At 57.2% G+C, this 24,077-nt stretch carries 28 protein-coding genes and 2 tRNA genes; 17 read left to right on the top strand and 13 right to left on the bottom strand.

The genetic code is table 11. The annotated features are described in order from the left end of the window. Nucleotides 1-97: 97 nt before the first annotated feature. Both Z946_RS0114490 and Z946_RS0114485 read left to right on the top strand, forming a co-directional pair. Nucleotides 98-3,007, top strand: coding sequence for an FAD-binding and (Fe-S)-binding domain-containing protein (locus tag Z946_RS0114490; RefSeq protein WP_025056448.1), 2,910 nt, complete (start codon nucleotides 98-100; stop codon nucleotides 3,005-3,007). Further along, the gene (locus Z946_RS0114485) at nucleotides 3,004-3,702 is read left to right on the top strand and encodes a GntR family transcriptional regulator (RefSeq protein ID WP_025056447.1); all 699 of its coding nucleotides are present in this window, start codon (nucleotides 3,004-3,006) and stop codon (nucleotides 3,700-3,702) included. Before Z946_RS0114490 ends, Z946_RS0114485 begins: the two co-directional genes overlap by 4 nt. Here the strand turns inward: Z946_RS0114485 and Z946_RS0114480 are convergent. From Z946_RS0114480 to pobA, 4 genes are all read right to left on the bottom strand, one after another. Further along, nucleotides 3,694-4,971, bottom strand: coding sequence for a flavin-dependent oxidoreductase (locus Z946_RS0114480; protein ID WP_025056446.1), 1,278 nt, complete (start codon nucleotides 4,969-4,971; stop codon nucleotides 3,694-3,696). The genes Z946_RS0114485 and Z946_RS0114480 overlap by 9 nt on opposite strands. 18 nt (nucleotides 4,972-4,989) lie before the next feature. After that, on the bottom strand, nucleotides 4,990-5,589 hold the full coding sequence (gene pcaG / locus Z946_RS0114475; RefSeq protein WP_025056445.1) for a protocatechuate 3,4-dioxygenase subunit alpha: 600 nt from the start codon (nucleotides 5,587-5,589) through the stop codon (nucleotides 4,990-4,992). Between the two features lies 1 nt (nucleotide 5,590). Next, nucleotides 5,591-6,319 (bottom strand): protocatechuate 3,4-dioxygenase subunit beta, encoded by a 729-nt coding sequence (gene pcaH, locus Z946_RS0114470; RefSeq protein WP_025056444.1) that lies wholly within the window; start codon nucleotides 6,317-6,319, stop codon nucleotides 5,591-5,593. An 83-nt stretch (nucleotides 6,320-6,402) separates the two neighbouring features. Further along, entirely contained in the window at nucleotides 6,403-7,572 is a 1,170-nt protein-coding gene (pobA, locus tag Z946_RS0114465; protein WP_025056443.1) for a 4-hydroxybenzoate 3-monooxygenase, read from the bottom strand. A gap of 87 nt (nucleotides 7,573-7,659) precedes the next feature. Here pobA and Z946_RS0114460 point away from each other — a divergent pair, with 87 nt between their 5' ends. From Z946_RS0114460 to Z946_RS0114450, 3 genes are all read left to right on the top strand, one after another. Further along, nucleotides 7,660-8,511, top strand: a complete 852-nt coding sequence (locus tag Z946_RS0114460; protein ID WP_025056442.1) for a helix-turn-helix domain-containing protein — start codon at nucleotides 7,660-7,662, stop codon at nucleotides 8,509-8,511. A 114-nt stretch (nucleotides 8,512-8,625) separates the two neighbouring features. After that, nucleotides 8,626-9,411, top strand: a complete 786-nt coding sequence (locus Z946_RS0114455; protein WP_025056441.1) for a crotonase/enoyl-CoA hydratase family protein — start codon at nucleotides 8,626-8,628, stop codon at nucleotides 9,409-9,411. Nucleotides 9,412-9,446: 35 nt separating this feature from the next. Further along, complete coding sequence (locus Z946_RS0114450) at nucleotides 9,447-9,911, top strand: DUF3237 domain-containing protein (RefSeq protein WP_025056440.1); 465 nt, start codon at nucleotides 9,447-9,449, stop codon at nucleotides 9,909-9,911. Between the two features lie 92 nt (nucleotides 9,912-10,003). Here Z946_RS0114450 and Z946_RS0114445 read toward each other — a convergent pair. Then, a tRNA-Leu gene (locus Z946_RS0114445) sits at nucleotides 10,004-10,089 on the bottom strand. A 122-nt stretch (nucleotides 10,090-10,211) separates the two neighbouring features. After that, nucleotides 10,212-11,561: a peptidoglycan-binding domain-containing protein gene (locus Z946_RS0114440; RefSeq protein WP_025056439.1), complete on the bottom strand. Its 1,350-nt coding sequence runs from the start codon at nucleotides 11,559-11,561 to the stop codon at nucleotides 10,212-10,214. Between the two features lie 156 nt (nucleotides 11,562-11,717). On the opposite strand from Z946_RS0114440, the gene Z946_RS0114435 reads away from it, so the two are divergent. From Z946_RS0114435 to Z946_RS0114405, 7 genes are all read left to right on the top strand, one after another. Further along, nucleotides 11,718-12,389, top strand: coding sequence for a DsbA family oxidoreductase (locus Z946_RS0114435; RefSeq protein WP_025056438.1), 672 nt, complete (start codon nucleotides 11,718-11,720; stop codon nucleotides 12,387-12,389). Nucleotides 12,390-12,481: 92 nt separating this feature from the next. Further along, entirely contained in the window at nucleotides 12,482-12,850 is a 369-nt protein-coding gene (locus Z946_RS0114430; protein WP_025056437.1) for a hypothetical protein, read from the top strand. A gap of 39 nt (nucleotides 12,851-12,889) precedes the next feature. Beyond that, nucleotides 12,890-13,546 carry a lipoyl(octanoyl) transferase LipB gene (lipB, locus tag Z946_RS0114425; protein WP_025056436.1) on the top strand — a complete coding sequence of 219 codons (657 nt, stop codon included), beginning with the start codon at nucleotides 12,890-12,892 and terminating at the stop codon, nucleotides 13,544-13,546. A 338-nt stretch (nucleotides 13,547-13,884) separates the two neighbouring features. Continuing rightward, entirely contained in the window at nucleotides 13,885-15,558 is a 1,674-nt protein-coding gene (ctaD, locus tag Z946_RS0114420; RefSeq protein WP_025056435.1) for a cytochrome c oxidase subunit I, read from the top strand. A 151-nt stretch (nucleotides 15,559-15,709) separates the two neighbouring features. Continuing rightward, nucleotides 15,710-16,099 carry an MAPEG family protein gene (locus Z946_RS0114415; RefSeq protein ID WP_025056434.1) on the top strand — a complete coding sequence of 130 codons (390 nt, stop codon included), beginning with the start codon at nucleotides 15,710-15,712 and terminating at the stop codon, nucleotides 16,097-16,099. A gap of 169 nt (nucleotides 16,100-16,268) precedes the next feature. Beyond that, nucleotides 16,269-16,343, top strand: a tRNA-Gly gene (locus Z946_RS0114410). A gap of 256 nt (nucleotides 16,344-16,599) precedes the next feature. Further along, on the top strand, nucleotides 16,600-17,586 hold the full coding sequence (locus tag Z946_RS0114405; protein ID WP_025056433.1) for a response regulator: 987 nt from the start codon (nucleotides 16,600-16,602) through the stop codon (nucleotides 17,584-17,586). Between the two features lie 12 nt (nucleotides 17,587-17,598). Here the strand turns inward: Z946_RS0114405 and Z946_RS0114400 are convergent, their stop codons facing one another. After that, nucleotides 17,599-17,943, bottom strand: coding sequence for a hypothetical protein (locus Z946_RS0114400; protein WP_025056432.1), 345 nt, complete (start codon nucleotides 17,941-17,943; stop codon nucleotides 17,599-17,601). After that, the gene (locus Z946_RS0114395) at nucleotides 17,943-18,182 is read right to left on the bottom strand and encodes an Lrp/AsnC ligand binding domain-containing protein (protein WP_025056431.1); all 240 of its coding nucleotides are present in this window, start codon (nucleotides 18,180-18,182) and stop codon (nucleotides 17,943-17,945) included. The genes Z946_RS0114400 and Z946_RS0114395 overlap by 1 nt, the downstream gene beginning before the upstream one ends. Nucleotides 18,183-18,321: 139 nt before the next feature. Here Z946_RS0114395 and hisB point away from each other — a divergent pair, with 139 nt between their 5' ends. Next, nucleotides 18,322-18,909 carry an imidazoleglycerol-phosphate dehydratase HisB gene (gene hisB / locus Z946_RS0114390; RefSeq protein ID WP_025056430.1) on the top strand — a complete coding sequence of 196 codons (588 nt, stop codon included), beginning with the start codon at nucleotides 18,322-18,324 and terminating at the stop codon, nucleotides 18,907-18,909. Between the two features lie 7 nt (nucleotides 18,910-18,916). Beyond that, nucleotides 18,917-19,555: an imidazole glycerol phosphate synthase subunit HisH gene (gene hisH / locus Z946_RS0114385; protein ID WP_025056429.1), complete on the top strand. Its 639-nt coding sequence runs from the start codon at nucleotides 18,917-18,919 to the stop codon at nucleotides 19,553-19,555. 30 nt (nucleotides 19,556-19,585) lie between these two features. Here the strand turns inward: hisH and Z946_RS0114380 are convergent, their stop codons facing one another. From Z946_RS0114380 to Z946_RS0114370, 3 genes are all read right to left on the bottom strand, one after another. Next, nucleotides 19,586-19,978 carry a DUF2147 domain-containing protein gene (locus tag Z946_RS0114380; protein ID WP_025056428.1) on the bottom strand — a complete coding sequence of 131 codons (393 nt, stop codon included), beginning with the start codon at nucleotides 19,976-19,978 and terminating at the stop codon, nucleotides 19,586-19,588. Between the two features lie 128 nt (nucleotides 19,979-20,106). Beyond that, entirely contained in the window at nucleotides 20,107-20,493 is a 387-nt protein-coding gene (locus Z946_RS0114375) for a DUF2147 domain-containing protein (protein WP_160170284.1), read from the bottom strand. Between the two features lie 123 nt (nucleotides 20,494-20,616). Beyond that, on the bottom strand, nucleotides 20,617-21,012 hold the full coding sequence (locus tag Z946_RS0114370) for a DUF2147 domain-containing protein (protein WP_025056426.1): 396 nt from the start codon (nucleotides 21,010-21,012) through the stop codon (nucleotides 20,617-20,619). Nucleotides 21,013-21,140: 128 nt separating this feature from the next. Here Z946_RS0114370 and hisA point away from each other — a divergent pair, with 128 nt between their 5' ends. From hisA to Z946_RS0114355, 3 genes are all read left to right on the top strand, one after another. Continuing rightward, nucleotides 21,141-21,860 carry a 1-(5-phosphoribosyl)-5-[(5-phosphoribosylamino)methylideneamino]imidazole-4-carboxamide isomerase gene (hisA, locus tag Z946_RS0114365; RefSeq protein ID WP_025056425.1) on the top strand — a complete coding sequence of 240 codons (720 nt, stop codon included), beginning with the start codon at nucleotides 21,141-21,143 and terminating at the stop codon, nucleotides 21,858-21,860. 68 nt (nucleotides 21,861-21,928) lie between these two features. Then, entirely contained in the window at nucleotides 21,929-22,690 is a 762-nt protein-coding gene (hisF, locus tag Z946_RS0114360) for an imidazole glycerol phosphate synthase subunit HisF (RefSeq protein WP_025056424.1), read from the top strand. Further along, a complete protein-coding gene (locus Z946_RS0114355; RefSeq protein WP_025056423.1) occupies nucleotides 22,687-23,001 on the top strand; it encodes a phosphoribosyl-ATP diphosphatase in 315 nt (104 codons plus the stop codon). Before hisF ends, Z946_RS0114355 begins: the two co-directional genes overlap by 4 nt. A 51-nt stretch (nucleotides 23,002-23,052) precedes the next feature. On the opposite strand, the gene Z946_RS0114350 is transcribed toward Z946_RS0114355, so the two are convergent. Together Z946_RS0114350 and Z946_RS0114345 are read right to left on the bottom strand one after the other, a co-directional pair. Beyond that, complete coding sequence (locus tag Z946_RS0114350; RefSeq protein WP_025056422.1) at nucleotides 23,053-23,520, bottom strand: CoA-binding protein; 468 nt, start codon at nucleotides 23,518-23,520, stop codon at nucleotides 23,053-23,055. A 230-nt stretch (nucleotides 23,521-23,750) separates the two neighbouring features. Continuing rightward, nucleotides 23,751-24,071, bottom strand: coding sequence for a hypothetical protein (locus Z946_RS0114345; RefSeq protein WP_025056421.1), 321 nt, complete (start codon nucleotides 24,069-24,071; stop codon nucleotides 23,751-23,753). Nucleotides 24,072-24,077 lie beyond the last annotated feature (6 nt).

Genomic DNA, 24,077 nt, shown 5'->3' with positions numbered 1-24,077 from the left:
TTGGATTGCTTTTCTGTTGCTGGAGCGTAATTTTGAATTCATAATTAAGTCAATCGAAATATTTGCCCATCCGCCCCTTCTAACGACCGGAGCCCCTATGTCTCAGCTTGCCGATGCCCTCCAGAACCGAGTGACCGGCGACCTGCTGTTCGACAGTTTTTCGCGCGGACGCTACGCCACGGATGCATCGCTCTATCAGATCATGCCGAAGGGTGTTCTCTCTCCCAGATCAGAAGACGACATTCGTGCCGCACTTGAAGTTTCGCGCCAGCAAGGTGTGCCGATCCTCGCACGGGGGGGCGGCACCTCGCAGTGCGGGCAGACGGTGAACGACGCGCTGGTTCTGGATAACACTCAATATTTCAATGACATCCTTGAACTGGACGTGGAAAACCGCCGCTGTGTCGTGCGGCCCGGCATCGTCCTGGATGAGTTGAACCGCGCTTTGAAACCGCATGGTCTGTGGTTTCCCGTGGATGTTTCCACTGCGTCCCGCGCTACAATCGGGGGCATGACCGGCAACAATTCCTGCGGCGGCAAATCCCTTCGGTACGGCACGATGCGCGACAATGTGCTGTCGATTGATGCCATTCTCGCAGACGGCAGCCAGCACCACTTCGGACCTGTGGGCAACACGCTCACCCCTGCCTACGCCGCGCTGCGCGATGATCTGCTGGCCTTGGGTGCGCGTGAGGCGGAAGAGATCGACGCACGCTTCCCGAAAGTGATGCGCCGGGTGGGCGGATACAACATCGACGCGCTGGTGCCCAAAGATACGCCGAACAATCTGGCACATCTATTGGTCGGCTCTGAAGGCACACTTGCCTATTCCACAGCGATTGAGTTGAAACTCTGGCCCATCATCTCGCAAAAGGTCGTAGGCGTGTGCCACTTCCCGACCTTCCATCTGGCGATGGATGCAGCACAGCATTTGGTCAAACTGGACCCGCAAGGGGTTGAACTGGTCGATTCCACAATGATCGCGCTGGCCCGCGACATCCCGATGTTCCGCCAGACGATTGAGGAATTCGTGACCGGTGATCCCGCCGCCCTGCTGTTGGTAGAATTTGCCGAGGAAGACCCGAGCCGCCATGCTGCCAAGCTGAAAGAGCTGGGCGAGGTGATGGGCGATCTGGGCTTTTCATGGAAAGGCACGGGCGAGAAATGGGGCGGCGTCACCCATGTCACGGACCCTGCCCTGCAAACCCGCATCGCCGATCTGCGCAGTTCCGGCCTCAACATTATGATGTCGATGAAAGAAGACGGCAAACCTGTGTCTTTCGTTGAGGATTGCGCGGTGGAACTGCCTGATCTGGCCGCCTACACCGATGGTCTGACGTCCATCTTCGAAAAATATGGCACCAAGGGCACATGGTACGCCCATGCCTCTGTCGGCTGTCTGCATGTACGGCCCGTGCTGAACATGAAGCTCGACCAGGACGTCAAAACCATGCGGGCGATTGCCGAGGAATGTTTTGATCTGGTCAAAAGCTACAAGGGGTCACATTCGGGCGAACATGGTGACGGGATTGTTCGGTCCGAGTTCCACGAAAAGATGTTCGGCCCGCGCATGGTTGCCAACTTCAAGGAGGTTAAACAGCGGTTTGATCCTACCGGCCTCTTCAACCCTGGCAAGATCGTCGATCCGCCCAAGATGGATGACCGCACGCTGTTCCGATATGGCCCAGATTACACTCCACCCGCCTTTGAGACCAAGCTGGATTGGTCCGATTGGACCGGCAGCGGCGGCGGTTTTCAAGGCGCGGTTGAGATGTGCAACAACAACGGTGCGTGTCGCAAACTGAAGGGCGGCGTGATGTGCCCGTCCTTCCGTGTGACCCGCAAGGAACAGGACCTGACACGCGGACGCGCCAACTCGCTGCGCCTTGCCATCACCGGACAACTGGGGCCGGATGCGCTGACCTCAGACGCGATGGCAGAAACGATGAAGCTTTGTGTCTCGTGCAAGGGATGCAAGCGCGAGTGTCCTACCGGCGTGGACATGGCCAAGATGAAGATCGAAGTGCAGGCAGCGCGCGCTGCAAAGCACGGGATCGGCCTGCACGACCGGCTGGTCGGCTATCTGCCGCGCTATGCACCGTTGGTATCGCGGGTCCCGTTCATTGCCAATCTGCGCAACCGCATCCCTTTTGTCGCGAAGCTGACCGAAAAGCTGACCGGTTTCACAGCCACGCGCGATCTGCCCACATGGGCCACGCGCCCCTTCAAAGACAGTGAAGTCACTTCCCATAGTGCGCCACAAGCTGTGCTTTTTGCAGACAGCTTTAACCGCTACTTCGAGCCGGAAAACCTGCGCGCTGCAATGAAGGTTCTGGATGCGGCGAATGTGCCATTCGATGTGGCATCACCGCCCAAGGGCGAGCGGGCCTTGTGTTGCGGTCGCACCTTCCTGTCCTCCGGTCTGGTGGATCAGGCCAAGATTGAGGCGCAGCGTTTAGTTGATGCGCTGTTGCCCTACGCACAGAAAGGCATCCCCATTATCGGGCTGGAACCAAGTTGCCTGTTGACCCTGCGTGACGAGATACCCTCGCTCTTGCCGGGCAAAGACACTGAGTTGATTGCCGAACATGCACGCATGCTGGAGGAATATATTGCCGATCAGGCAGGCAATCCGGATTTCAATCTGCCGCTTAAGTCCCCTGCCCCCAAAGTACTGCTTCACGGCCACTGCCATCAAAAGGCGATGGGCGTAATGTCGAGCATCGAAAAGACGCTGGCGCTGTTGCCTGACACGAAGGTCGAAGTGGTTGAGACAAGCTGTTGTGGCATGGCGGGCGCTTTTGGCTATGGTACGGACACCCATGAGATTTCCCTCAAGATGGCGGAGGCAGATTTGGCACCGGCAGTAAGAAACGCAGATGCAGATACTTTGATCGTTGCGGACGGCACTTCTTGTCGTCATCAGGTTGCCGATACAACCGACCGCAAACCGATCCACGTGGCACGGTTGCTGGAAATGGCCCTTGATGGAGAGAATGCCCGATGAACCTTGCTGCTGCGCCCCAGACCATCACCCGCACGTCGCTGCATCAGGAACTGGTGGACCGCTTGCAACTGCTGATTATCGGCGGCGATCTTATCCCCGGTGGCAAAATCCCGGAAAAGGACCTTTGTGCGCAATTCGGTGTCTCGCGCACGCCCCTGCGTGAAGCGTTGAAGGTGCTGGCGTCAGACGGTCTTGTGCGGCTAGAGCCGAACCGCGGCGCGTGGGTCACAACCGTCACCGTCAGCGAGGTCGAAGAGGTCTTTCCGGTGCTTGGCGCATTGGAGGCGCTGTCAGGTGAGTTGGCTTGCCGCCACATTACGGACGACGAAATTGAAACAGTGCGCAATTTGCATGACGAGATGATCGGCAGTTACGAACGCCGTGATCTGGACGCCTATTTCGCGATCAACCAAAAGATCCACCGTGCGATACTTGAAGCCGCGCGTAATGACACGCTTACCACATCGTGTCAGGCACTGGCGCTCCGGATGCAGCGGGCGCGGTATCTGGCAAACATGACCGAGGGGCGCTGGTATGATGCGGTGCAGGAGCATGAGAACATCATGACCCACCTTGCCGCCCGCGATGGAGCAGCGCTGGCACGGACGCTTCAGGATCATATGGATGCCAAACGCTTGTCAGTCTTACGCTGGCTTGAAGCACAGGAAACCGAGGCAGAAAGCGGCCTAGCTTAAACGCGCACCTGTCGGGATTGTCGGTTCGGCAGCATTAAGCGTATCAATGGCAAAACCGGCAGCAGCTTTATATTTGGCCATATAGGCGTCGCGCTCCGCTTGCGGGATCACATCCTCGATGTCGTCGAACACGCCGCCACACCGTTCGTCCAACAGATTGAGCATTCCGAACGGTCCTGCCCCCCTATTGCGCAAAACGAGCTCCGATATGGGACCGCATAGTTTGGCGTTGTAGGCGGCCAAGGCAGCCGGGGTCAGCCCGTGTGATAAAATTTGCGCACCGATCTCGCGCGCGTCGATGATGGCCTGACTGGCCCCGTTCGAGCCCGTCGGATACATCGCATGTGCGGCATCCCCCATAAGTGCCACCGGCCCGTCGATCCATGTGGGCACCGGATCACGGTCGATCATCGGGTTCTCGTAGGCCTGATCCGTCGCGCTGATCATCGCTGGCACATCCAGCCAGTCATACTTGAAATCATCGAAATTATGCACGAAGTCCGCGGTCTTGACAGGTTTGAACCACCGATCGTCCTGCCAGCCGTTGTTTTCGTGCATGGTGACTTCTGCGATCCAGTTGACCGTTGCATATCCATCATCGTCTGCATGGGAGATCGGGTAGATCACCATGCGATGCTCATGCGTGCCAAGGCCCACAAACGATGAGGTGGTCCGGATCGGTTTGACCCTAGATGTGCCCCGCCACAGAAGCGCACCGCCCCAATGGATCGGGGGTTGATCCGGGTGCATCTGTGCCCGCACGGCAGAATGAATACCGTCCGCTCCAACAAGCAACTTACCCGAAATCGTGGCATCAGTCCCATCAGCGCTGCGCAATATCGCCTCTACGCCATCGGCGGTTGATTTGTACCCAACGACCTTGGTGCCCAGCTTGACCGCGTCCGGGCCAAGCCGCTCGACCACTTTTTGATAGAGCATCATGTGAAACTGGCCGCGATGGACGGCGTACTGCGGCCATCTGTATCCGGCATTCGTGCCCCGCGGCTCTGCGTAGACCTCCTTGCCATTCAGCCCGACAAGAGCCCATTCCAGCGCAGGCAGGCCTACCGCATCAAGGTCTTCTGCTGCGAAACCCAGATCGAACAATTCACGTACGGCATTGGGTTGCAAATTTACGCCAACCCCCAAAGGCCGCATCTCGCGAACGCTTTCAATCACCATACATGGCACACCGATTTGGTGCAGGGTCAGAGCTAGCGACAGACCGCCAATGCCCCCGCCCGCGATGATTACTTTGCTATCGCTCATGGTGCCGTTGCCCCCAATTTACATATCCAGAAAAACAGTCTCATCGTCACCGCGCAGGCGGATATCAAAGCGGTACTGCCCCTCGCCCGTTTTGCGGGCCAGCAACGTATCGACGCGCGGTCGCTGCTCAATACGGGCCAGAAGCGGATCAGCGCTGTTGTCCTCGTCTTCGAAGTAGATGCGTGTGTGCAGGCCGATGTTTATACCGCGTGCCACGATCCAAAGCGTAATGTGCGGAGCCATGATGGCGCCGTTGCGATCCTGTACCGCACCGGGCTTGATGGTATGCAGGACAAATTCGCCACTGTCCTTGTCGGCGGCAAAACGGCAGAACCCGCTGACATTCGGATCGGCATCAGGCTGACCGGGATAGCGACCAGCCGCATCAGCTTGCCAGCTTTCCATCATGGCATCACGCATCGCCCAGCCTGTGCCGTCAAAAACCGACCCTGTGATCGTGATGCTTTCGCCCTTGGCGCCCTCTGCAATTGGGGTGGTGCCAAGGTCTTGCGAATAGATACCTTCCACCCCTGCAAAAGACGGGATGCAACCGATGTGTACATAGGGCCCTGCGGTCTGGCTTGGCGTTTCTATCAATGTATCAAGGTGTTGCACCATGTCACATGCCCTCCGGCTTGTTTTCAAACATCGTCTGGCGGTGGCCCCGCAGCACGATGTCGAATTTGTACGCGAGGTAATCCATCCCCCGCGCATTTTGCAGATCAAGGGGTGCCACCAGCCGGTCTAGCTGGCTGCGATCTTTGACGGTAGCTGCGATCGGACAAAGGTCGATCAACGGATCGCCCTCGAAATACATCTGGGTGATCAGACGTTGCCCGAAGGCATGGCCGAAGACTGAGAAATGGATATGCATCGGGCGCCAGTCATTGGCGCGGTTCGGCCAAGGGTAGGCACCGGGCCGGATCGTCATGAATTCGTAATATCCATTCTCATCCGTCAGGGTCCGGCCACATCCGCCAAAATTCGGGTCAAGCGGTGCAAAGTAGGTATCTTTCACATGACGGTAGCGACCGCCCGCATTGGCCTGCCACACCTCAATCAACGCGCCAGCCACCGGTCGCGCGTTTTCGTCAAGCACCCGCCCATGCACGCGGATGCGTTCGCCCACGGCCAATGCCTTGCCCTGCGTGTAGTTGGAGATCAGATTGTTATCGTGCGGACCAATAGTGCTGTGACCAAAGCGCGGGCCGGTTTCTTCGCTGGTGGTTGATTCCATCGACAGCAGCGGCAGCGACGGTGCCCGGGTCACAGATGTTTTGTACTCCGGCGAATACGGCACGGGATGTACCTCGCGCCGACGCGCCATCAGCGCGGATTTTTCTGTCATGGGTTACCCTCCATCGGGGCAGATCAACGGTACTGCCCTCATTTTTTGCCAGCGTATCAGCGGTTAAAGGTTTCGTCATCCACTCAGAACGGCAGGCCGATATAGTTCTCTGCCAATTCGCGCCGCGCGGTTTCCGACTGCGCCAGATGGGCGAGCGTTGCCTTTCGCATCTGTGCTGCAAAACTGTCTTCACCCTCGAATTGATGAAGCATCGAGGTCATCTGCCAGCTAAACCGCATCGCCTTCCAGATACGTTTAAGCGCGCGTTCGGAATAGCCGTCGATGCCTGTTTCATCGTGATTTTTAAGCGCGTCTATCAAAGCCTGATGCAAATAAAAGACATCTGACACTGCAAGGTTCAAACCCTTGGCACCGGTTGGAGGCACGATATGGGTGGCGTCCCCGACCAAAAACAGCCGTCCCCACCGCAAAGGTTCGTTCACGTACGACCGCAACGGGGCGATGGATTTTTCAATGGATGGCCCGGTGATCATGGTGTTGGCCACTTCCGACGGCAAACAGCTTTGCAGCTTGTCCCAGAACCTTTCGTCGCTCCAATTCTCGACCTTATCGGTCAGTGAAACCTGCACGTAGTACCGGCTCAGGTTCTCATTCCGCATCGACGCCAAGGCAAAGCCGTTTGAGGAGTTCGCATAGATCAGTTCGTGATGGGCAGGCGGGGTGCGTGACAGAACGCCAAGCCATCCAAAGGGATAAACACGTTCGAATTCACGTCTTTTCTCGGCCGGTATCGTTGGACGGCTCACACCGTGAAACCCGTCACATCCCGCAACATAGTCGCAATCGACCCGTATGCGTTTTCCCGCACTTGTGTATTCGACGAAAGGGGCGGTGCTATCGGCGTCGTTAATCACGACATCCTCAACGTCGTGTACGATTGTTGTACCCATCGCATCCTGAGCGGCATAAAGATCAACAGTGACTTCGGTTTGGCCATAAACCATCACCGGACTGCCTGTCAGTCCTTCAAAGTTGATCCGCACCATCAGATCATCGTCTGTCAGGTAACAACCCGCGTGCGGTATCCCCTCCCGCTCCATACGCTCGGCCACCCCAGCTTCGCGCAGCATCTGAACCGTTCCGGCCTCAAGCACGCCAGCGCGAATGCGGGACAGGACGCGGTCCCGGCTTGCCCGCTCCAAAACAAGCGTCTCGATCCCTGCCCTATTGAGTAATTGAGACAGCAATAGCCCGGATGGCCCGCCGCCGATGATAACCACCTGTGTCTTCATTAAAAGTCCTCTTCCCTGCCTATACCTTAGAAACCCGTCACGCTGGCGGGAATGGACCTGCCGCGCGATGAATGGTACTCATCGTGCATGTCGGCCCCGCAGATCATCCCTATTTTTACGCTTTATGGTGAAACCGAAGCGTTCCCAGATGTGGTTCATTGCGAAAGATTCTCGGCACGCGCAGCCGCACTGGGCTGGCGTATCTCAGCCCATCGCCACGCGCATATTGCGCAGCTGTTCCTCATCCAGGACGGAGGCGTCTCGGCCACCGTAGATGGTGCAGCCATGTCTCTCAAAAGCGGTCAGTTTCTTTATATACCTGCGCAGATGGTACATCGGTTCGAATTTGAACCTGGAACCGAGGGTCAGGTCTTGTCAGTGCCTGTCGGTGTGGTTGCTGCAATTTCACCACAGTCTGACGATCTGCGCGGCGCGCTCGAAAAACCGATGATCAGTGAAACGCCCACAAGGTTGGCCACATTGACCGAATTGTTGCTCGCCACTGTTGAAGACAACGGTACTTTTCGAACGCAAGAAACCCTCGCTCTTGCCCATGCCATCCTAAGCCTAGTGGCACAATCCGCAGATGATGCGGCACCGTTAAAGGATGGTAAGCGCAATATTCGCCTGCCCCAGTTTGACCAACTGATCGCTAAGAATCTGGCCGCTGGTTGGGGGGCGTCGGACTATGCAGCCGCTCTCTCGGTGAGCACTGGCCATCTGAGCCGTCTGTGCCGCGATTCCACTGGCTTAGGAGCAACCGCGTATATCGAGCAGGCCCGGATCGAGGAAGCCTGCCGCCTATTGGCGTTTACCCGCCTCACCGTATCCGAAATCGGGTACCGGCTGGGATATGACGATCCATCGTATTTTTCGCGACGCTTTCGCGTTGTGCGCAATCAGGCACCGAGTGCGTATCGAAAGAAGTTTTTGGAGTGACTGACAAAACCTCTCTCTGCGGCGTGTCCAAACCCACAGATTTGAGGTCGGACTATGCAAAACCGCCACCCGTCCCTACAACATTATGCAAGCCTGCCCATGGATCGGACCGATATGACACTGCCCCCCACACAAGACATGGTAACCACACTAGATATCGACGGCGATATAGCCACGCTGACCTTCAATCGGCCAGCCAAGCGCAACGCGATGAACAAGGCGTTGATCGAGGCGCTGGACGCGTTTTTCAGCAAGCCGCCAGAGGGGATCAACGCCGTGATCCTGACCGGCAATGGCGGCCATTTCTGTTCGGGTCTTGATTTGTCAGAGCACGAGACCCGCACCCCGGAAGCCACAATGCAGCATTCGCGTGACTGGCACCGGATCACAGAGCGGATGGAGTTTGGCGGGCTGCCTATTGTGTCGGCACTGACCGGTTCTGTGATTGGCGGCGGCATGGAGATTGCAACGGCGACCCATGTCCGCATTGCAGAACCTTCGGTGCGGTTCCAACTGCCTGAAGGGCGTCGCGGCATTTTTGTCGGTGGGGGTGCGACGGTGCGGGTGGGTCGTCTGCTTGGGCCTGATAGGATGCGTGAAATGATGCTGACAGGCCGCAGCTACGGTGCTGACGAAGCGCTGGCGCTGGGGCTTACCCATTACGCAGTTGGTGAAGGTGAGGCGCTGCCACTGGCGCGAGATCTGGCACGAAAGGTCGCCGATAATGCGCCGTTTTCAAACGCCCTGATGATCGAATCGCTGGCACGGATCAGTGACATGTCCCGCGCAGACGGATTTTATGCCGAGAGTCTGGCCGCAGCCATGGCCCAAACCACCGAAGGTGCAAGCGAAGGGTTACGTGCTTTTCTCGAAAAGCGCCCGCCGAATTTCCGCCCCTAGCTCCTCGTTCCCCCTACGCACAGAGGCCATAATTCATGAACCTACCAGAACCGAAGCTAGAACATGTCTGCAATCTTGAGGTGACACTCGATCCGATCCGCGAGATGGGATCAGGCCGCGCAGGACAGCGGCGGATTATTCCAATTGTCGGCGGCGTTGTACGTGGCCCCCAGCTTTCTGGCAAAATTCTGAATGTCGGTGCTGACTGGCAGACTGTATTCGATGATGGCTTGGCCGAGTTGGACACACGCTATGCTATGGAAACGGATGACGGCGCGGTGATCGAAATCATCAACTATGGATACCGCCACGGTCCGACAGACGTCATCGAAGCCATCGCCCGCGGCGAAGATGTAGCGCCCGACAGCTATTACATGCGCACCCATGCACGACTTGAAACGGGCGATGCACGGTACGCTTGGGTGAACCGGATACTCTTTGTCGGTGTCGGAGCAAGAGCGAAACAAGCTGTGCATCTAAAGCTGTATGCGGTGCGATAGGCAGCTCCGCTCGCTTGCCATCGGTTGTAAATACGCGACCAGCTTGCAGCTCACGATGATCTCGGCTTCACAACGAACACGTCCGGTGAAAGTGGTGCGGCCGGAGAGACTCGAACTCTCACGGGTGTTACCCCACAGCGACCTCAACGCTGCGCGTCTACCATTCCGCCACGGCCGCACGCCATGGTATGCGCGGCGGTGTAGCTGGGAATTACGCCCTTGTGAAGAGCAAAACCCAACAAAAAACCCTGACACCCGAAGGCATCAGGGTTGTGGCTCTGACGACAGTCGGAACTGCTGTTATTCGCTGATGGTAAAGCTGGGCAATCCGCCTGTTGATGCCGGCACAGGTTGCGGCAAAGTTGCCGCAGCCGGGACACCTGCCATGCGCTGGGACGCAGCCCGGATCAGCTCTGTGCGCTCGGGCTGGCCCGGCACAAACACGGCTGCAGCGCCGGTATCAACTGCGGTCAAACCTGCCTGATACCAGCTTTGAGCCATATCAATCCGGCGCGCCGTTCCGAACCCTTGGCTCAGGTGGTGGCCCATCAATTCGCCATAGACCCCCTCGCCCATGGCATAAAGCAATAGCGCGGAGCCGACGGCAACGTCCATATTGTCTGTCCGGTACCCGACCCCCATGCAAATCCGTGCGGTTCCGGCAAGCTGCGCCGGCGACATACCCGTGGTCAGGATGAACGAGGAGACATCTGCCACAACGCCGTCACGTGGCTTGAGCGACAAGGAGGACACATGCTCTTTCATCGCGGGGCCGAAGCCTTCGCATTGCTGGGCAATCTGGTCAGGTGTGAACCCCTGGATCTGGCTGACAAGCTCTTCCGACTTCGCGATCGCGTAGGTGCGTGCAAGGCAGAACTGTTCGTTAATGGCGACATTGGGGTCCGACATGCTGGCCAGCGTGGTAAAGCCGCCATTCGTGTTGGTGATCAAGGACACTGTATTACAATGGGATGCGAGTGAGGCCTGCGACCCTGCCCCCATGAAATTGGGCAAACCAGTCGATGGCGCAACCGCCGCCGCAAGCCCTGACGCTGCAGCAAGGGGTGCCGCCGCCGCCACGACGGTGCTGGTTGGCACAGGAGCCGGTGCAGGTTGCGGCGCAATAGTATTTGCCATCACAGGTGCGTTTGCTGGTGCCTGTCCCGCCATTTCGGCACGATATGTCTTGAGCAATCCGCGCGTACCATCAGGCGTCGAGGCAACCTGTTGCTGCACAGCATAGCCGCCAGCCTGCGCCCTGTTGTAGCTCGAAATCAGAAGGTTCTGTTCGAACGCGGACATCTGCCCGGTGATCGGATAGCCCAGATAGGCCTGATACTGCGATATGGCATTGCGGGTCTTTTTGCCCAGCTGCCCGTCAACCGCACCTGCGTCGAACCCGAAATAGTTCAACGATGCCTGAATGCTGCGCCCTTCCTGCGTCACAGGGATTTTAGGCCGATAGGTTTTCTTTTTGACATAGGTTTTCTTGCGGTAGGTTTTGGTGCGCTGCTTTTTGGCATTTGCACCAACAATGCCTCCGATAATGGCACCGGCGATAAAGTCACCGGCGTCCGCCTGTGCCCGTTCGACCGGAATGAAAATAAGCGAGGCCCCAAGAATGGCCCCCGTGATTGCTTTAAATTGCATGAACGTTCTCCGCTCTAAATGAATCGATTAATGCGCGAAGGGTAACACAGCTTGGTGATCTGCCAACGGTGCAATCTGTGCAATAAAGTGTGTTTGCCCTTGAATTACCGCCAATCCGCGTTGATTTTGGATATATCACACCAGAAAGGACCACATATGAGCGACGCAACACCGCAGGATGCAGATGTCGTCCAGATTGATATTGTGTCAGATGTGATGTGTCCGTGGTGCATCGTGGGTTTCAAACAACTGGAGCAAGCATTGGGAATGACGGGAACCGGCGCTTACATCCGCTGGCACCCTTTCGAGCTTAATCCGGCGATGCCGCCCGAGGGGCAGAACCTGCGCGAACATATCGTTGAGAAATACGGCAGCACGCCGGAGCAGTCCGATCAGGCCCGAACGCAATTGCAATCACTGGGCAAAGCGCTTGGCATTGATTTCGCATATTCACCGGACAGCCGCATCGTGAATACATTTACATGTCACCAATTGCTCGGCTGGGCACAAACCAAAGGAATGCAGCATCCGTTGAAGATGGCCTTGTTCGATGCGCATTTTACTCAAGGGCGGGACGTATCAGATGTGTCTGTGCTTCTGGACATAGCCGCCTCGGTCGGGTTGGACCGCGATGCAGCACACGACATTCTGAAAAGCGGGAGCCGTGCAGAGGAAACCCGTGCCCACCAACATTTCTGGACATCGCGTGGTGTGTCAGGCGTGCCTTCGATGGTGTTCGACGGGCGCTATATGCTGACGGGCGCCCAAGGTGCGCAGACCTATGCACAGATGCTTGAGAAGATCCGCGCAGAACGCGCCGCCGCCTGACACAATACCTTTCTAACGCCTCAAAGCCGGCCCCACTCCGCCAGATTGTTCCGTTACGATCACGGAAGGAGCGGCATCTACATGGCAGCAGCGTGAAAATTCGTTTTGATGGCCCGACTTGGCTGAAGAAACTAGTAGGTGCCGGATTGTTTCTAGCCTGCGGTATCGCGGTGCATGGCATACTGCTCTCGGTCGAATATCGCTGGGCCAAGGTGATGGACGTTCAGACCGTAGCGGGCAAATCAGAGCGTGACCGTGTTGTGTTGGTCAAAGCACCGGACCGCTTGCGCGTCCTGCGGACGTCAGATCCCTTTGTCGCAACGATAAAAGGGGCGCAGGTCTGCGTTTCCAAACGCAGGCTGATTGCCCGCCAGTGGGTACGCTATAATGTCGTGCTGCCAGGGTATTGCCGGAAGCAACCCAAGGATTTGACTGCTGAGAATGCCTTGGTCTTGAACTAGCCTCTTCCGGCGGCGACGCACTTTGGATACATCATCCTCATGGTAGAATGGATCACAACAGACGGGCTAACGCCTTACCGCAAGGCCGAAGAGCGTATGGAAGCCCGCGTGGCAGCTATCGCCGCTGGCACTGCGGATGAATGCATTTGGCTGGTGGAGCATCCTCCGCTTTATACCGCCGGCACATCGGCGAAGTCCGAAGATCTGACCGATCCTGACCGTTTCGATGTGTTCGAAACGAAACGCGGTGGCCAGTACACCTATCACGGACCGGGCCAGCGGGTTGCCTATGTCATGCTAGATGTGGGGAAACGGGGGCGCGATGTCCGCTGTTTCGTACGTGATCTGGAGGCTTGGGTAATCGACACACTGGCGCAATTCAATTTGCGTGGTGAAATTCGTGACGGTCGCGTCGGCGTTTGGGTGCAGCGGCCGGAAAAACCGCCGCAGGCGGACGGGACACCTGCCGAAGACAAAATCGCCGCCATCGGAATACGTCTGCGAAAATGGATCAGCTTTCACGGCATCAGCATCAATGTGGAGCCGGACTTGAGCCACTTTGGTGGTATCGTGCCTTGTGGGATCGCCGATCACGGCGTGACATCACTTGTTGATCTGGGTTTGCCCGTGACGATGGACGACCTCGATCTCGCTTTGCGCGAAAGCTTCACAACTGTTTTCGGCGACGCAATCTGACGGGTGATGTGCCGCACAGCTAAGTGATACGGCAAACACCCCTCTTCAAAGGCTCAAGGAATCACACTGCATCAGGGCACCGGAAAACAGGTATGCCGCCCCTCACCCCCTACCATTTTACCCAATCTATCTAGGATTGACGACAAATCGGGGATGACCGGTCCAGATTTCCAAGCCAACCTGTGCCAAGCAGACCGGAATCATGCGATTTCAGGCAAACTGCGGCAAACGCGCCCATTGCCCCCCGCGCCATGCTTCAATAGAACGGAAAAAGACCTGCACCGCGCGTCGCCAACAGGCGCGGTGTATCTAGAATTAACATATCGAGGAGGCACCGCATGGCAGACGCAGCCATTCACGGGCACGATCACGAAGACGAACGGGGGTTCTTCACCCGTTGGTTCATGTCCACCAACCACAAAGACATCGGTATTTTGTACCTGATCGTCTCAGCACTTGCGGGTTTTGTATCCGTTGCCTTCACCGTCTACATGCGGTTGGAGCTGATGAACCCCGGCGTTCAGTACATGTGTATGGAAGGCGCGCGTTTCATCGCCGATTCTTCCGCAGTGTGTACGCCGAACGGGCATCTTTGGAATGTTCTGATCACAGGTCACGGCATTCTTATGATGTTCTTCGTTGTTATTCCGGCCCTCTTTGGCGGTTTTGGCAACTATTTCATGCCCTTGCAAATCGGTGCGCCTGATATGGCGTTTCCGCGGATGAACAACCTGTCGTTCTGGCTCTATGTGGCTGGTACAACACTGGCTGTCTGCTCTGTCCTTGCCCCGGGTGGTAACGGTCAGGCCGGTTCCGGTGTGGGTTGGGTACTGTATCCACCGCTGTCCGTTAAAGAAGGCGGCATGTCGATGGACCTCGCCATCTTCGCGGTTCACGTGTCTGGTGCGTCCTCCATCCTTGGTGCGATCAACATGATCACCACATTCCTGAACATGCGTGCGCCCGGCATGACACTGTTCAAGGTGCCGCTGTTCTCATGGTCGATCTTCGTCACAAGCTGGCTGATCCTTCTGTCCCTGCCCGTTCTGGCTGGTGCGATCACGATGCTTCTGATGGACCGTAACTTTGGTTTCGCCTTCTTTGATCCGGCAGGCGGCGGTGATCCGGTTCTTTACCAGCACATCCTGTGGTTCTTCGGCCACCCTGAAGTGTACATCATCATTCTGCCCGGTTTCGGTATCATCAGCCACGTCATCGCGACTTTCTCGCGCAAGCCGATCTTTGGCTACCTGCCAATGGTCTGGGCGATCATCGCAATCGGTGCACTGGGCTTCGTCGTTTGGGCGCACCACATGTACACTGTTGGTATGACACTGAACCAGCAGGCCTACTTCATGCTTGCGACCATGGTCATCGCGGTTCCGACCGGCGTTAAGGTCTTCTCATGGATCGCAACCATGTGGGGCGGTTCGGTTGAACTGAAGACGCCAATGCTCTGGGCGTTCGGCTTCCTGTTCCTCTTCACCGTTGGTGGTGTAACAGGTATCGTTCTGTCGCAGGCTGCTGTGGACCGCTACTACCACGATACGTACTACGTTGTGGCACACTTCCACTACGTGATGTCGCTGGGCGCTGTCTTTGCCATCTTCGCGGGTATCTACTTCTACTTCCCAAAGATGACGGGCCGCATGTATCCTGAATGGGCAGGCAAGCTGCACTTCTGGGCGATGTTCATCGGTGCGAACCTGACCTTCTTCCCACAGCACTTCTTGGGTCGTCAGGGCATGCCGCGTCGTTACATCGACTATCCTGAGGCATTTGCATACTGGAACCAGTGGTCGTCCATCGGCGCTTTCCTGAGCTTTGCATCCTTCCTCTTCTTCTTTGGTGTAATGGCCTATGCACTGCGCAAAGGCGCACGTGTGACACAGAACAACCCATGGAACGAATATGCGGATACGCTTGAGTGGACACTTCCATGCCCACCACCGGAGCATACGTTTGAAATTCTTCCCAAGCAGGAAGAATGGGACAAACAGCCGGGTCACTAAGATCTGACTGACGATAAGAATAGAAAGGCTCCAACCACGGTTGGGGCCTTTTGCATTTCTGGCCTGCTAGGCTAGCCTGTTGGAACACGGATACGGCCGGTACAGAGACGACCAGCGCAAACTGCTGCCGCCGATTAAGGGAGAAGAAATCATGAGCGTTACGATCACGCCAATCTACGCGGGCCTTGCGGCTCTGATCTATTTGGCGCTGACGGCGCGGGTCATCACCTACCGCCGCCGCAACTTGATCTCACTAGGCGACAATGACGACAAAGCCTTGCGCAAACGAATTCGGGCGCATGGCAACTGGGCTGAATACGCGCCTGTGGCGCTCTTCCTGCTTTTGCTTATCGAGTTGTCACAGGCACCTGCCATCGCGCTGCATCTGATGGGTCTGGGGATCGTAGCCGGACGGACGCTGCACGCCATCGGCTTCTCGTCTACGCCGCAGAAAATGATTCTGCGCCAGCTTGGCATGGTGTTGACGTTGCTCTCTATAGGTCTGGGGTCATTGGGACTGATTGGTCACACACTTTTCTGATCGCTGAAGCGCGGTGAAGCCGAATGGCGCGCCCTCCCGCCCTCCGTACACTCTGGCAAAACAGGGCTTTTATTGCCCCGTTTCAAAAATCTGATTTTTTTTGCCAATCACATGGATTTCCCTCTTGCACGGCCCGCACAGGATGGGTACATCCGCCACACCAAAGGATGCGGGCGTAGCTCAGGGGTAGAGCATAACCTTGCCAAGGTTAGGGTCGGGCGTTCGAATCGCCTCGCCCGCTCCATTTGGATCTGCCGCACCCAGGCAGTACGTGAAAAGACCGCTCTTCGGGGCGGTCTTTTTCGTTTCCCGGATACTCTGAGCGGTCAGCAACAAATTGCCCAGCGTCAGGGAATGGACCCATTCTCGGCACATTAGCTTCATACTTCTAAACACAATCTTAATATCGGCCATAAAGCTGACAGGTTGTTACGTTCTAACCGATTCAATCGCCGGTTATATTCTTCAAGGGGTGCCGCACCCTGATTGTGAGGTAAGAAATGAGACTGCTCGCTGTAGACGATGATCCTGTAGTTCTTGATCTCCTGAAGTTGATTTTCAAAAGTGCTGACTTGCCGGAAGTAAGTGTCACCTCCTCCGCTGTCTTGGCTTTGGAGATGTTATCCAACCCCGACTTTGAATTTGACGGTCTGATCCTCGATATCTCGATGCCAGAGATGTCAGGCATCGAGCTTTGCCGCTTGGTACGCAGGATGCCGCGGTATCAGCACAAGCCAATCCTTATGCTGACATCGGTCATGGACACGGCAAGCGTCGAAAGCGCGTTTGCTGCCGGTGCCGATGACTACATCACCAAGCCGTTTGACGTGAAAGACATCGTTGCGCGGGTACGTGTCGCGGAACGAATGACCCAGAAGAGCCAACCGGTCGCCATGATAGACCGCGACCTTTGCAAAGAGACGGACAAGCCGGGTTTGCACCAGTTCAGCATTGAAGACCCGCTTCGTATCCATGGAGCCCCGCAGCTGATCCAGCCTTTCGCGCTTGGGAACTATCTTTGCCAGCTGTCGCGCCGTCGCTTGGACAATTGCGTTTTGTTCGCTGTGCAGCTTTGTGACATCGACACGCTTTACCAGACCTGCAAAACGCATGAGCTGGCGCGCGGTCTCCACGGGGTTGTCACTGCGGTAAGCGAGGTTGTGAAGTGCCCTACTATGCTGACCGCCTATGAAGGCAGCGGCATACTGATGTGCATCACACTGGGTTCAGAGCCGCCTGCGTGGCCGGAAATGGAATACCGTGTACGGGATGCGATCGCCGCACAAAACCTGTGCCGCGACGATGGCACCAAGATGTGTCTTGAAGTCGCTGTGGGCAATCCGATCACGCCCAGTGCCAGCCGTTACCAACGCGTCAACAAAACCTTTGAGCGGACCCGCTCACGTGTTCATACCCGCATGCAGAGCACGCATGCGCAGAGTGAAGCGGAAGCAGACGATGACGACGGTCAGATTTCTTCGGCCTGACCCTCTGACAGCTTAATTGATAGGGAATTGCCGCAGGCATTTGACGGCATTGCGGCGATAGTCGTCCAGCGTGTCAGGCACACTGCGGCGGTCGCGCATGACTTCGAGCGCGCGTTTTTTCTGTTGCCAGGTGCCACTGACGTGCCGCTCAAGGATGAGGACCGTCACGCCCAGCATGACTTCTTTCTCGACGTCCGCGATCAGCTCTGCTCGTGACAGTGCGATCGCTGTAAGTGCCAGCGCATTGGAGCACCGCAGCGCTGCTGCTTCTTCGCCTGCATAGGTCCGCGTCTTCTGGGCCATGACGGGCTGCGCCAGCACAACAGCCAAAGCAACAGACAACAGCCGTCGGCGCATCAAAAGACCTTGAAGGTCATCGTTGTCAGCGATCTCTCGATCCCTTCAATGTCCAGCAGGTGATCGTTGATATAGACGCCCACATCTTCCCCTTTTGGGATGTAGAGCTTCATCAGCAGATCGAAATCGCCGGAAGTCGAATAGAGCTCCGAATGGATTTCACGCAAGGCGATCTGGTCCGCCACACTGTAGGTCGTGCCGGGTTTGCAGCGGATCTGGATAAAGACACAAGTAGCCATTTGGACCTCTTAGACTGGTTCCGCCAACGGTCGCACATGGCCCCGCCCCCCGCAATGGGAGATAACGCCATTGTGCGGGCTTGGCCCCGCAACCGGTGCTGCTATAAGGGCGGCAGACACCTGACCCCGGAGAGACCCCATGCGCACCACCGCCCTCACCCGCACCACCGCCGAAACGGATGTGAGCGTCGAGATCAATCTCGATGGATCAGGCGCTTATGACAACCAGACCGGTATCGGTTTCTTTGACCATATGCTGGACCAGCTTGCGCGCCATTCGCTGATCGACATGACCATCCGCGCCAAGGGCGATTTGCACATTGACGATCACCACACCGTAGAGGATGTGGGCATCACACTGGGACAAGCGCTGACGGCAGCCTTGGGCGACAAGCGCGGCATCCGCCGTTACGGTGCCTGCCTGCTTCCGATGGACGACGCATTGGTGCGCACCGCGCTTGATCTGTCTGCACGCCCGTTCCTGATCTGGAACGTGGCTCTGCCCACTGACCGGATCGGCACGTTTGATACCGAGCTGGTGCGCGAGTTCTTTCAGGCATTGAGTACGCATGGCGGCATCACGCTTCACGTTGACATGCTGCACGGCCTCAACAGCCACCACATTGCGGAAGCGACCTTCAAATCTGTCGCGCGTGCCCTGCGTGATGCTGTCGAGGTTGATCCGCGCAAAGCGGATGCGATCCCATCGACCAAGGGTGCATTGTGAGTTTGCCATGCTGACTGCGATCATTGATTACGAAAGCGGCAACCTGCACTCCGCCCACAAGGCGTTTGAGCGGATGGCAAAGGAAACCGATGCAGGCGATGTTGTGGTCACCGATGACGCGGATGTAGTTGCGCGTGCGGACCGGATCGTATTGCCCGGTGACGGTGCCTTTCCTGCCTGCATGGCAGCACTTAAAGGTGCCGGCGGCCTCTATGACGCGATGGTTGAGGCCGTCGAGGTCAAGGGCCGTCCGTTTCTGGGCATCTGCGTCGGCATGCAGCTGATGGCGAGCATGGGGCGCGAGTATGAGGACACGCCGGGCCTTGACTGGATCGAAGGAGAGGTCACGCGCATCACGCCATCTGATCCCGCGCTAAAAGTGCCGCACATGGGGTGGAATGATCTTGTAATTGACCATCCGCACCCGGTCTTTGCCGATCTGCAGACCGGGGATCACGCCTATTTCGTGCACTCGTACCACATGGCCGTGAAAAACCCGCAAGAGCGACTGGCACATGTGGACTATGCCGGTGACGTGACTGCGATTATAGGTCGTGAAACCATGCTCGGGATGCAGTTTCACCCCGAGAAAAGCCAGACCACCGGCTTGCGCCTGATTGCGAACTTCCTGTCGTGGGCACCGTAAGGCACTGAGTGTCCGAGGTGCCCTGGCGCATTAACGCAAACGGGTCCAGACCACGTCTTCGCAGGCATCGCCGTCACAGTTATGTAATTCCATCCGGTTGCCCTGAACGCGCATCAGGCTGCTGATTATCCGGTTGCGCGACGGCTCCCAGATTTTGCCCGAATAGGAGCCATCGGACTGCGCTTGCATGTCCATCAGCATCCTGCGCCCCAAGGCATTCGACGGTGTGTCATAGCCACGCCGGTCCTTTGCCCGTTCAATGCGCCCGCAAATGGACTGCCCACAAGGTTTTGTACGCACATGCACCACAACGCCCCGACGGTCCGGCTTCGATTCCCACAAGCCAAGCGGTACATCAGCATGTAACGGCGTGCACAAACCGGCAGCCAGAACGGCCGGTACGATAAATTTATAGAGGGTCATCCGCATCACTCCCCAAAGCGATACATACGTCCTTGTGTAGCCGACCACCGACTATCGGGAGAACGTCGATTTCGCTTACGCTTGGTCAACTGACTTGGCAATAGATTTTTTTTCGCGGAACCGCAGGGCTATTTGACCCGCTTCCATTCCGTCGCCCGGCAGTCCTGTTTGCGGCAAGCCCGAAGCCGCAGAATTCGGCCGGCAACCTCGACCCGGGATTCTCTGAATTGCTCTGCCTTGGGGCTGCGATACTCCCCGAAGAAGCTGCCATCAGGCCGTGGGTCCATTGACCAGAACACCTTCTGGCCGACCGCGCCGGATGGCGCGTCATACCCCGCGCGGTTCTTCGCACGCTCCACTCTGGCGCACAAAGATCGCCCGCAGGCGCGTGTCCGCACCAACAGGACAACGCCAAAGGTGTCAGGCTCGGTCTGCCACAATCCGCGCGGCACCTCGACCTGCCCTTCCTGAGCCTGCGCTGCGCCTGCGTAGATGCCCAACACCATCGCTGCCAAATGCCTGCTTTTTCTCACCCGCGCTGTCTCCGCCTTTCATAGTATCGCACCCGCCACCCTAAAAGCTGTGGCGACGGGTTCAATACTCTTGTGACGGTTCATGGGCGATCCGTGTGGTGTGCGTTACTTGACGCGCGACCACTTGCCGCCGCTGCGACAAATGCCCAGAACACAGCCTTTGACGTCGAGGGTGTTGCCCGACAGAACCAGCTGACCGTTGTAGGTCTTGTCGCGATCGGGCGAAAACACTTTACCGCCGGCATACTTTCCGCCGCCCTGGTTTTTCATATCCCAGATCAGCTTTCGGCCTTTATTCTTGGACGCGAACGGCTTGCCGGCAGAGTCAAATGACTGAACCAGCGTGCCACAAATAGCAGCACCGCATTCCACCACCTTGATCTGTCCGGAATTGCCGTTGTCATCCTTGATCGTCTGCCACGTGCCCACAATCGGATCAGCCGCAAGTGCAGCGGTCCCCATTGCAGCGCTCAATGCAATCGCTGTCAAAATCGTTTTCATGTTCTTCCTCCCGTTTTTTCTTAGTCTGAGGGCGCTGACCCCTTTGTGGCAAGGCTGACCTAGGGTCGCGTTGCAAATGATGCGGGGGCATGGCAGAGGAAGGGCAGCATAAATCAAAGGCCCATTTCATGATCCTCTATCCCGCGATTGACCTCAAAGACGGACAAGCCGTACGCCTTGTCCACGGTGACATGGACCGCTCTACCGTGTTCAACGATGATCCTGCAGCGCAGGCGCGTGCATTTGTGGATGCAGGATGCAGCTGGTTGCATCTGGTTGATCTTAATGGCGCTTTTGCAGGGACTCCGGTCAATGCCGCGCCGGTTGAGGCGATTTTGAAGGCCTGCAAGGTGCCCGCGCAGCTTGGCGGCGGCATTCGCGATATGGCCACGATAGAACGGTGGCTCGATAAAGGTCTCGCTCGGGTTATTCTGGGCACAGTGGCCGTGGAGAACCCTGATCTGGTGCGCGAGGCCGCCGCAGCCTTTCCCGGTCAGGTGGCCGTAGGGATCGATGCACGTGGCGGCAAGGTTGCGACTAAAGGCTGGGCTGAGGAGACCGACGTCATGGTCACCGATCTAGCCAAATCCTTTGAGGACGCCGGTGTGGCCGCGATCATCTACACGGATATCCTGCGCGACGGGGCCATGGGTGGCCCGAATATCGCCGCGACCGAGGCTCTGGCGCGTGCTGTTTCGATTCCCGTTATCGCGTCAGGGGGTGTATCATCGCTGGCCGATCTTGAGGCGCTGAAGGCGACAGGTGTCATAGATGGTGCGATCTCCGGTCGCGCACTTTATGATGGCGCAATAGATCTTGAGCAGGCCCTTAAAGCTCTCAAGGACTGATCTAAGTCAGCTGTTATGCCAACGGTCTCCTGCTTGCCCCGCTCCCGACACCGGATTACACCAAAGCCATGCTAAAAACCCGTATCATTCCCTGTCTTGATGTCGCCGATGGCCGTGTTGTCAAAGGCGTGAACTTTGTTGGCCTGCGCGATGCGGGCGATCCGGTGGATGCTGCCATCGCCTATGATGCAGCGGGTGCGGATGAGCTGTGCTTTCTCGACATTCACGCCACTCACGAAAACCGTGGCACCATGTTCGATCTGGTACGCCGCACGGCCGAGCATTGCTATATCCCGCTGACGGTGGGTGGTGGCGTGCGCACGGCCGCTGATGTACGGGCGCTTTTGCTTGCGGGCGCGGACAAGGTCAGCTTCAACTCCGCAGCTGTCGCCGATCCTGACGTCATCGCAACAGCAGCTGACCAGTTCGGCAGCCAGTGCATCGTGTGCGCCATTGATGCAAAGACGGTGTCCCCCGGCAAATGGGAAATCTTTACCCACGGGGGCCGCAAGCCGACAGGTATCGACGCTGTCGAATTTGCCCGTACCGTAACGGCGAAAGGTGCAGGAGAGATACTTCTGACATCAATGGACCGCGACGGGACTAAGCAGGGCTTCAACCTGCCCCTCACCCGCGCAATTTCGGATGCGGTGAGCGTCCCTGTCATTGCTTCAGGCGGTGTTGGCACGCTTGACCATCTGGTGGATGGCGTAACCGAGGGCGGAGCGTCTGCTGTGCTCGCCGCGTCTATCTTTCACTTCGGTGAATTCACCATCCAACAGGCAAAGGCTCACATGGCCGCCGCCGGTATTCCGATGAGGCTGACATGACACTGGATGAGCTCTACACAACCATCCTCGCCCGCAAGGATGCCGATCCCTCCAGCAGCTGGACGGCACAGCTTTTGGCGAAGGGTCCGGAAAAATGCGCCGAAAAATTCGGTGAAGAATCGGTAGAGGCGATCATCGAAGCGGTAAAAGACGACAAAGCTGGACTGACGTCCGAAGCCGCCGATGTCCTTTACCACCTTCTGGTGATGCTTGCCGCCCGTGATGTCCCGCTAAGTGATGTCATGGACACGCTCGCAGCGCGTCAGGCCACCTCTGGCATCGCGGAAAAAGCGGGCCGTTCGCGGACCTGACACTTTGCCACTGACTGAAACGCGCCGCTGGCTTGTCCTGCGGCCTTCAGTTCAAAGCTTGCTTGAGATTACCCCGGTGGCAAATCCGCCCATCCGTAACTCGCCGAACAAACGCTGGTATTCGATTTTCGGACAACGGTCCTGAATAACGGTGACGCCGCGTGCTTCTGCCTTCGCTGCTGCTTCTGCATGGGTCACACCGATCTGCATCCAGATCGTCTGCAAGTCTGGGAAGACCTCCAGCGCCTCATCGACAATTTCCGGCACCGCTTCGGACCGACGAAAAATGTCGACCATATCCACAGGTCCTTCGATCTCCGAAAGGCTGCCGACAATCGTTTTGCCAAACAACGTCTCTCCCTTGTGGCGGGGATTGACAGGGACCACGTCGATCCCCCGAAGCCCCAGATACCGCGCTACGAAATAGCTCGCACGCACGGGGTTCATCGAAACGCCCACAACCGCCACACGCTTCAGGCGGGTCAGAACGTTGCGCAAATGATCATCGGAATAATGCATACCCAACCCTACCCCAGCGCAATTCCGAAAAAAAGCGCCCGTCAGGTAAAACCTGCGGGCGCATAAGTGTGGAACGAGGGACAGTTAGACGACAGCAGGAGTTCCAAACCTGCTTGTCTTGAACAACAGATAGGAACCCATCCGATGCCTAAAAAGGGCTATCGCTTTCTTGTGAACGGTCGGTTAACGCGACCGGCAGAAATTTGCCGACCTTTGGCAGGTGCACTTCGTCAGTCAAAAATGTCTTCGACGATGTCGAAAACCTCTTCGGCCAGCCCCTTCAGCCACCCTTTGCGTTTCTTGATCTTGCGTGGTTTGATTTTCTTGCGGGCCTCGCTTTTGGCGGCCTGCGGAAACTGGCGCAATGGCGCACGGTGGCTGATCGCAGCTTTGGGAGCAGACGGGGTCGCAGGTTCCTTCGGCAACATCTTGAAATTGCGCAGCGGCGCGCCGCAACTGGCACAGCTTAATTCATGACGCCCGTTTTCCAGCGTCAGTGCGGCCTTACTGCCGCAATGGCAGCAGGTTGCAATCTTGGTCGGATGGGCCATCAGGGT

This window comes from Sulfitobacter noctilucicola (genome assembly GCF_000622385.1).
GTDB lineage: Bacteria > Pseudomonadota > Alphaproteobacteria > Rhodobacterales > Rhodobacteraceae > Sulfitobacter > Sulfitobacter noctilucicola.
This window is presented reverse-complemented; position numbering and strand designations above follow the sequence as displayed.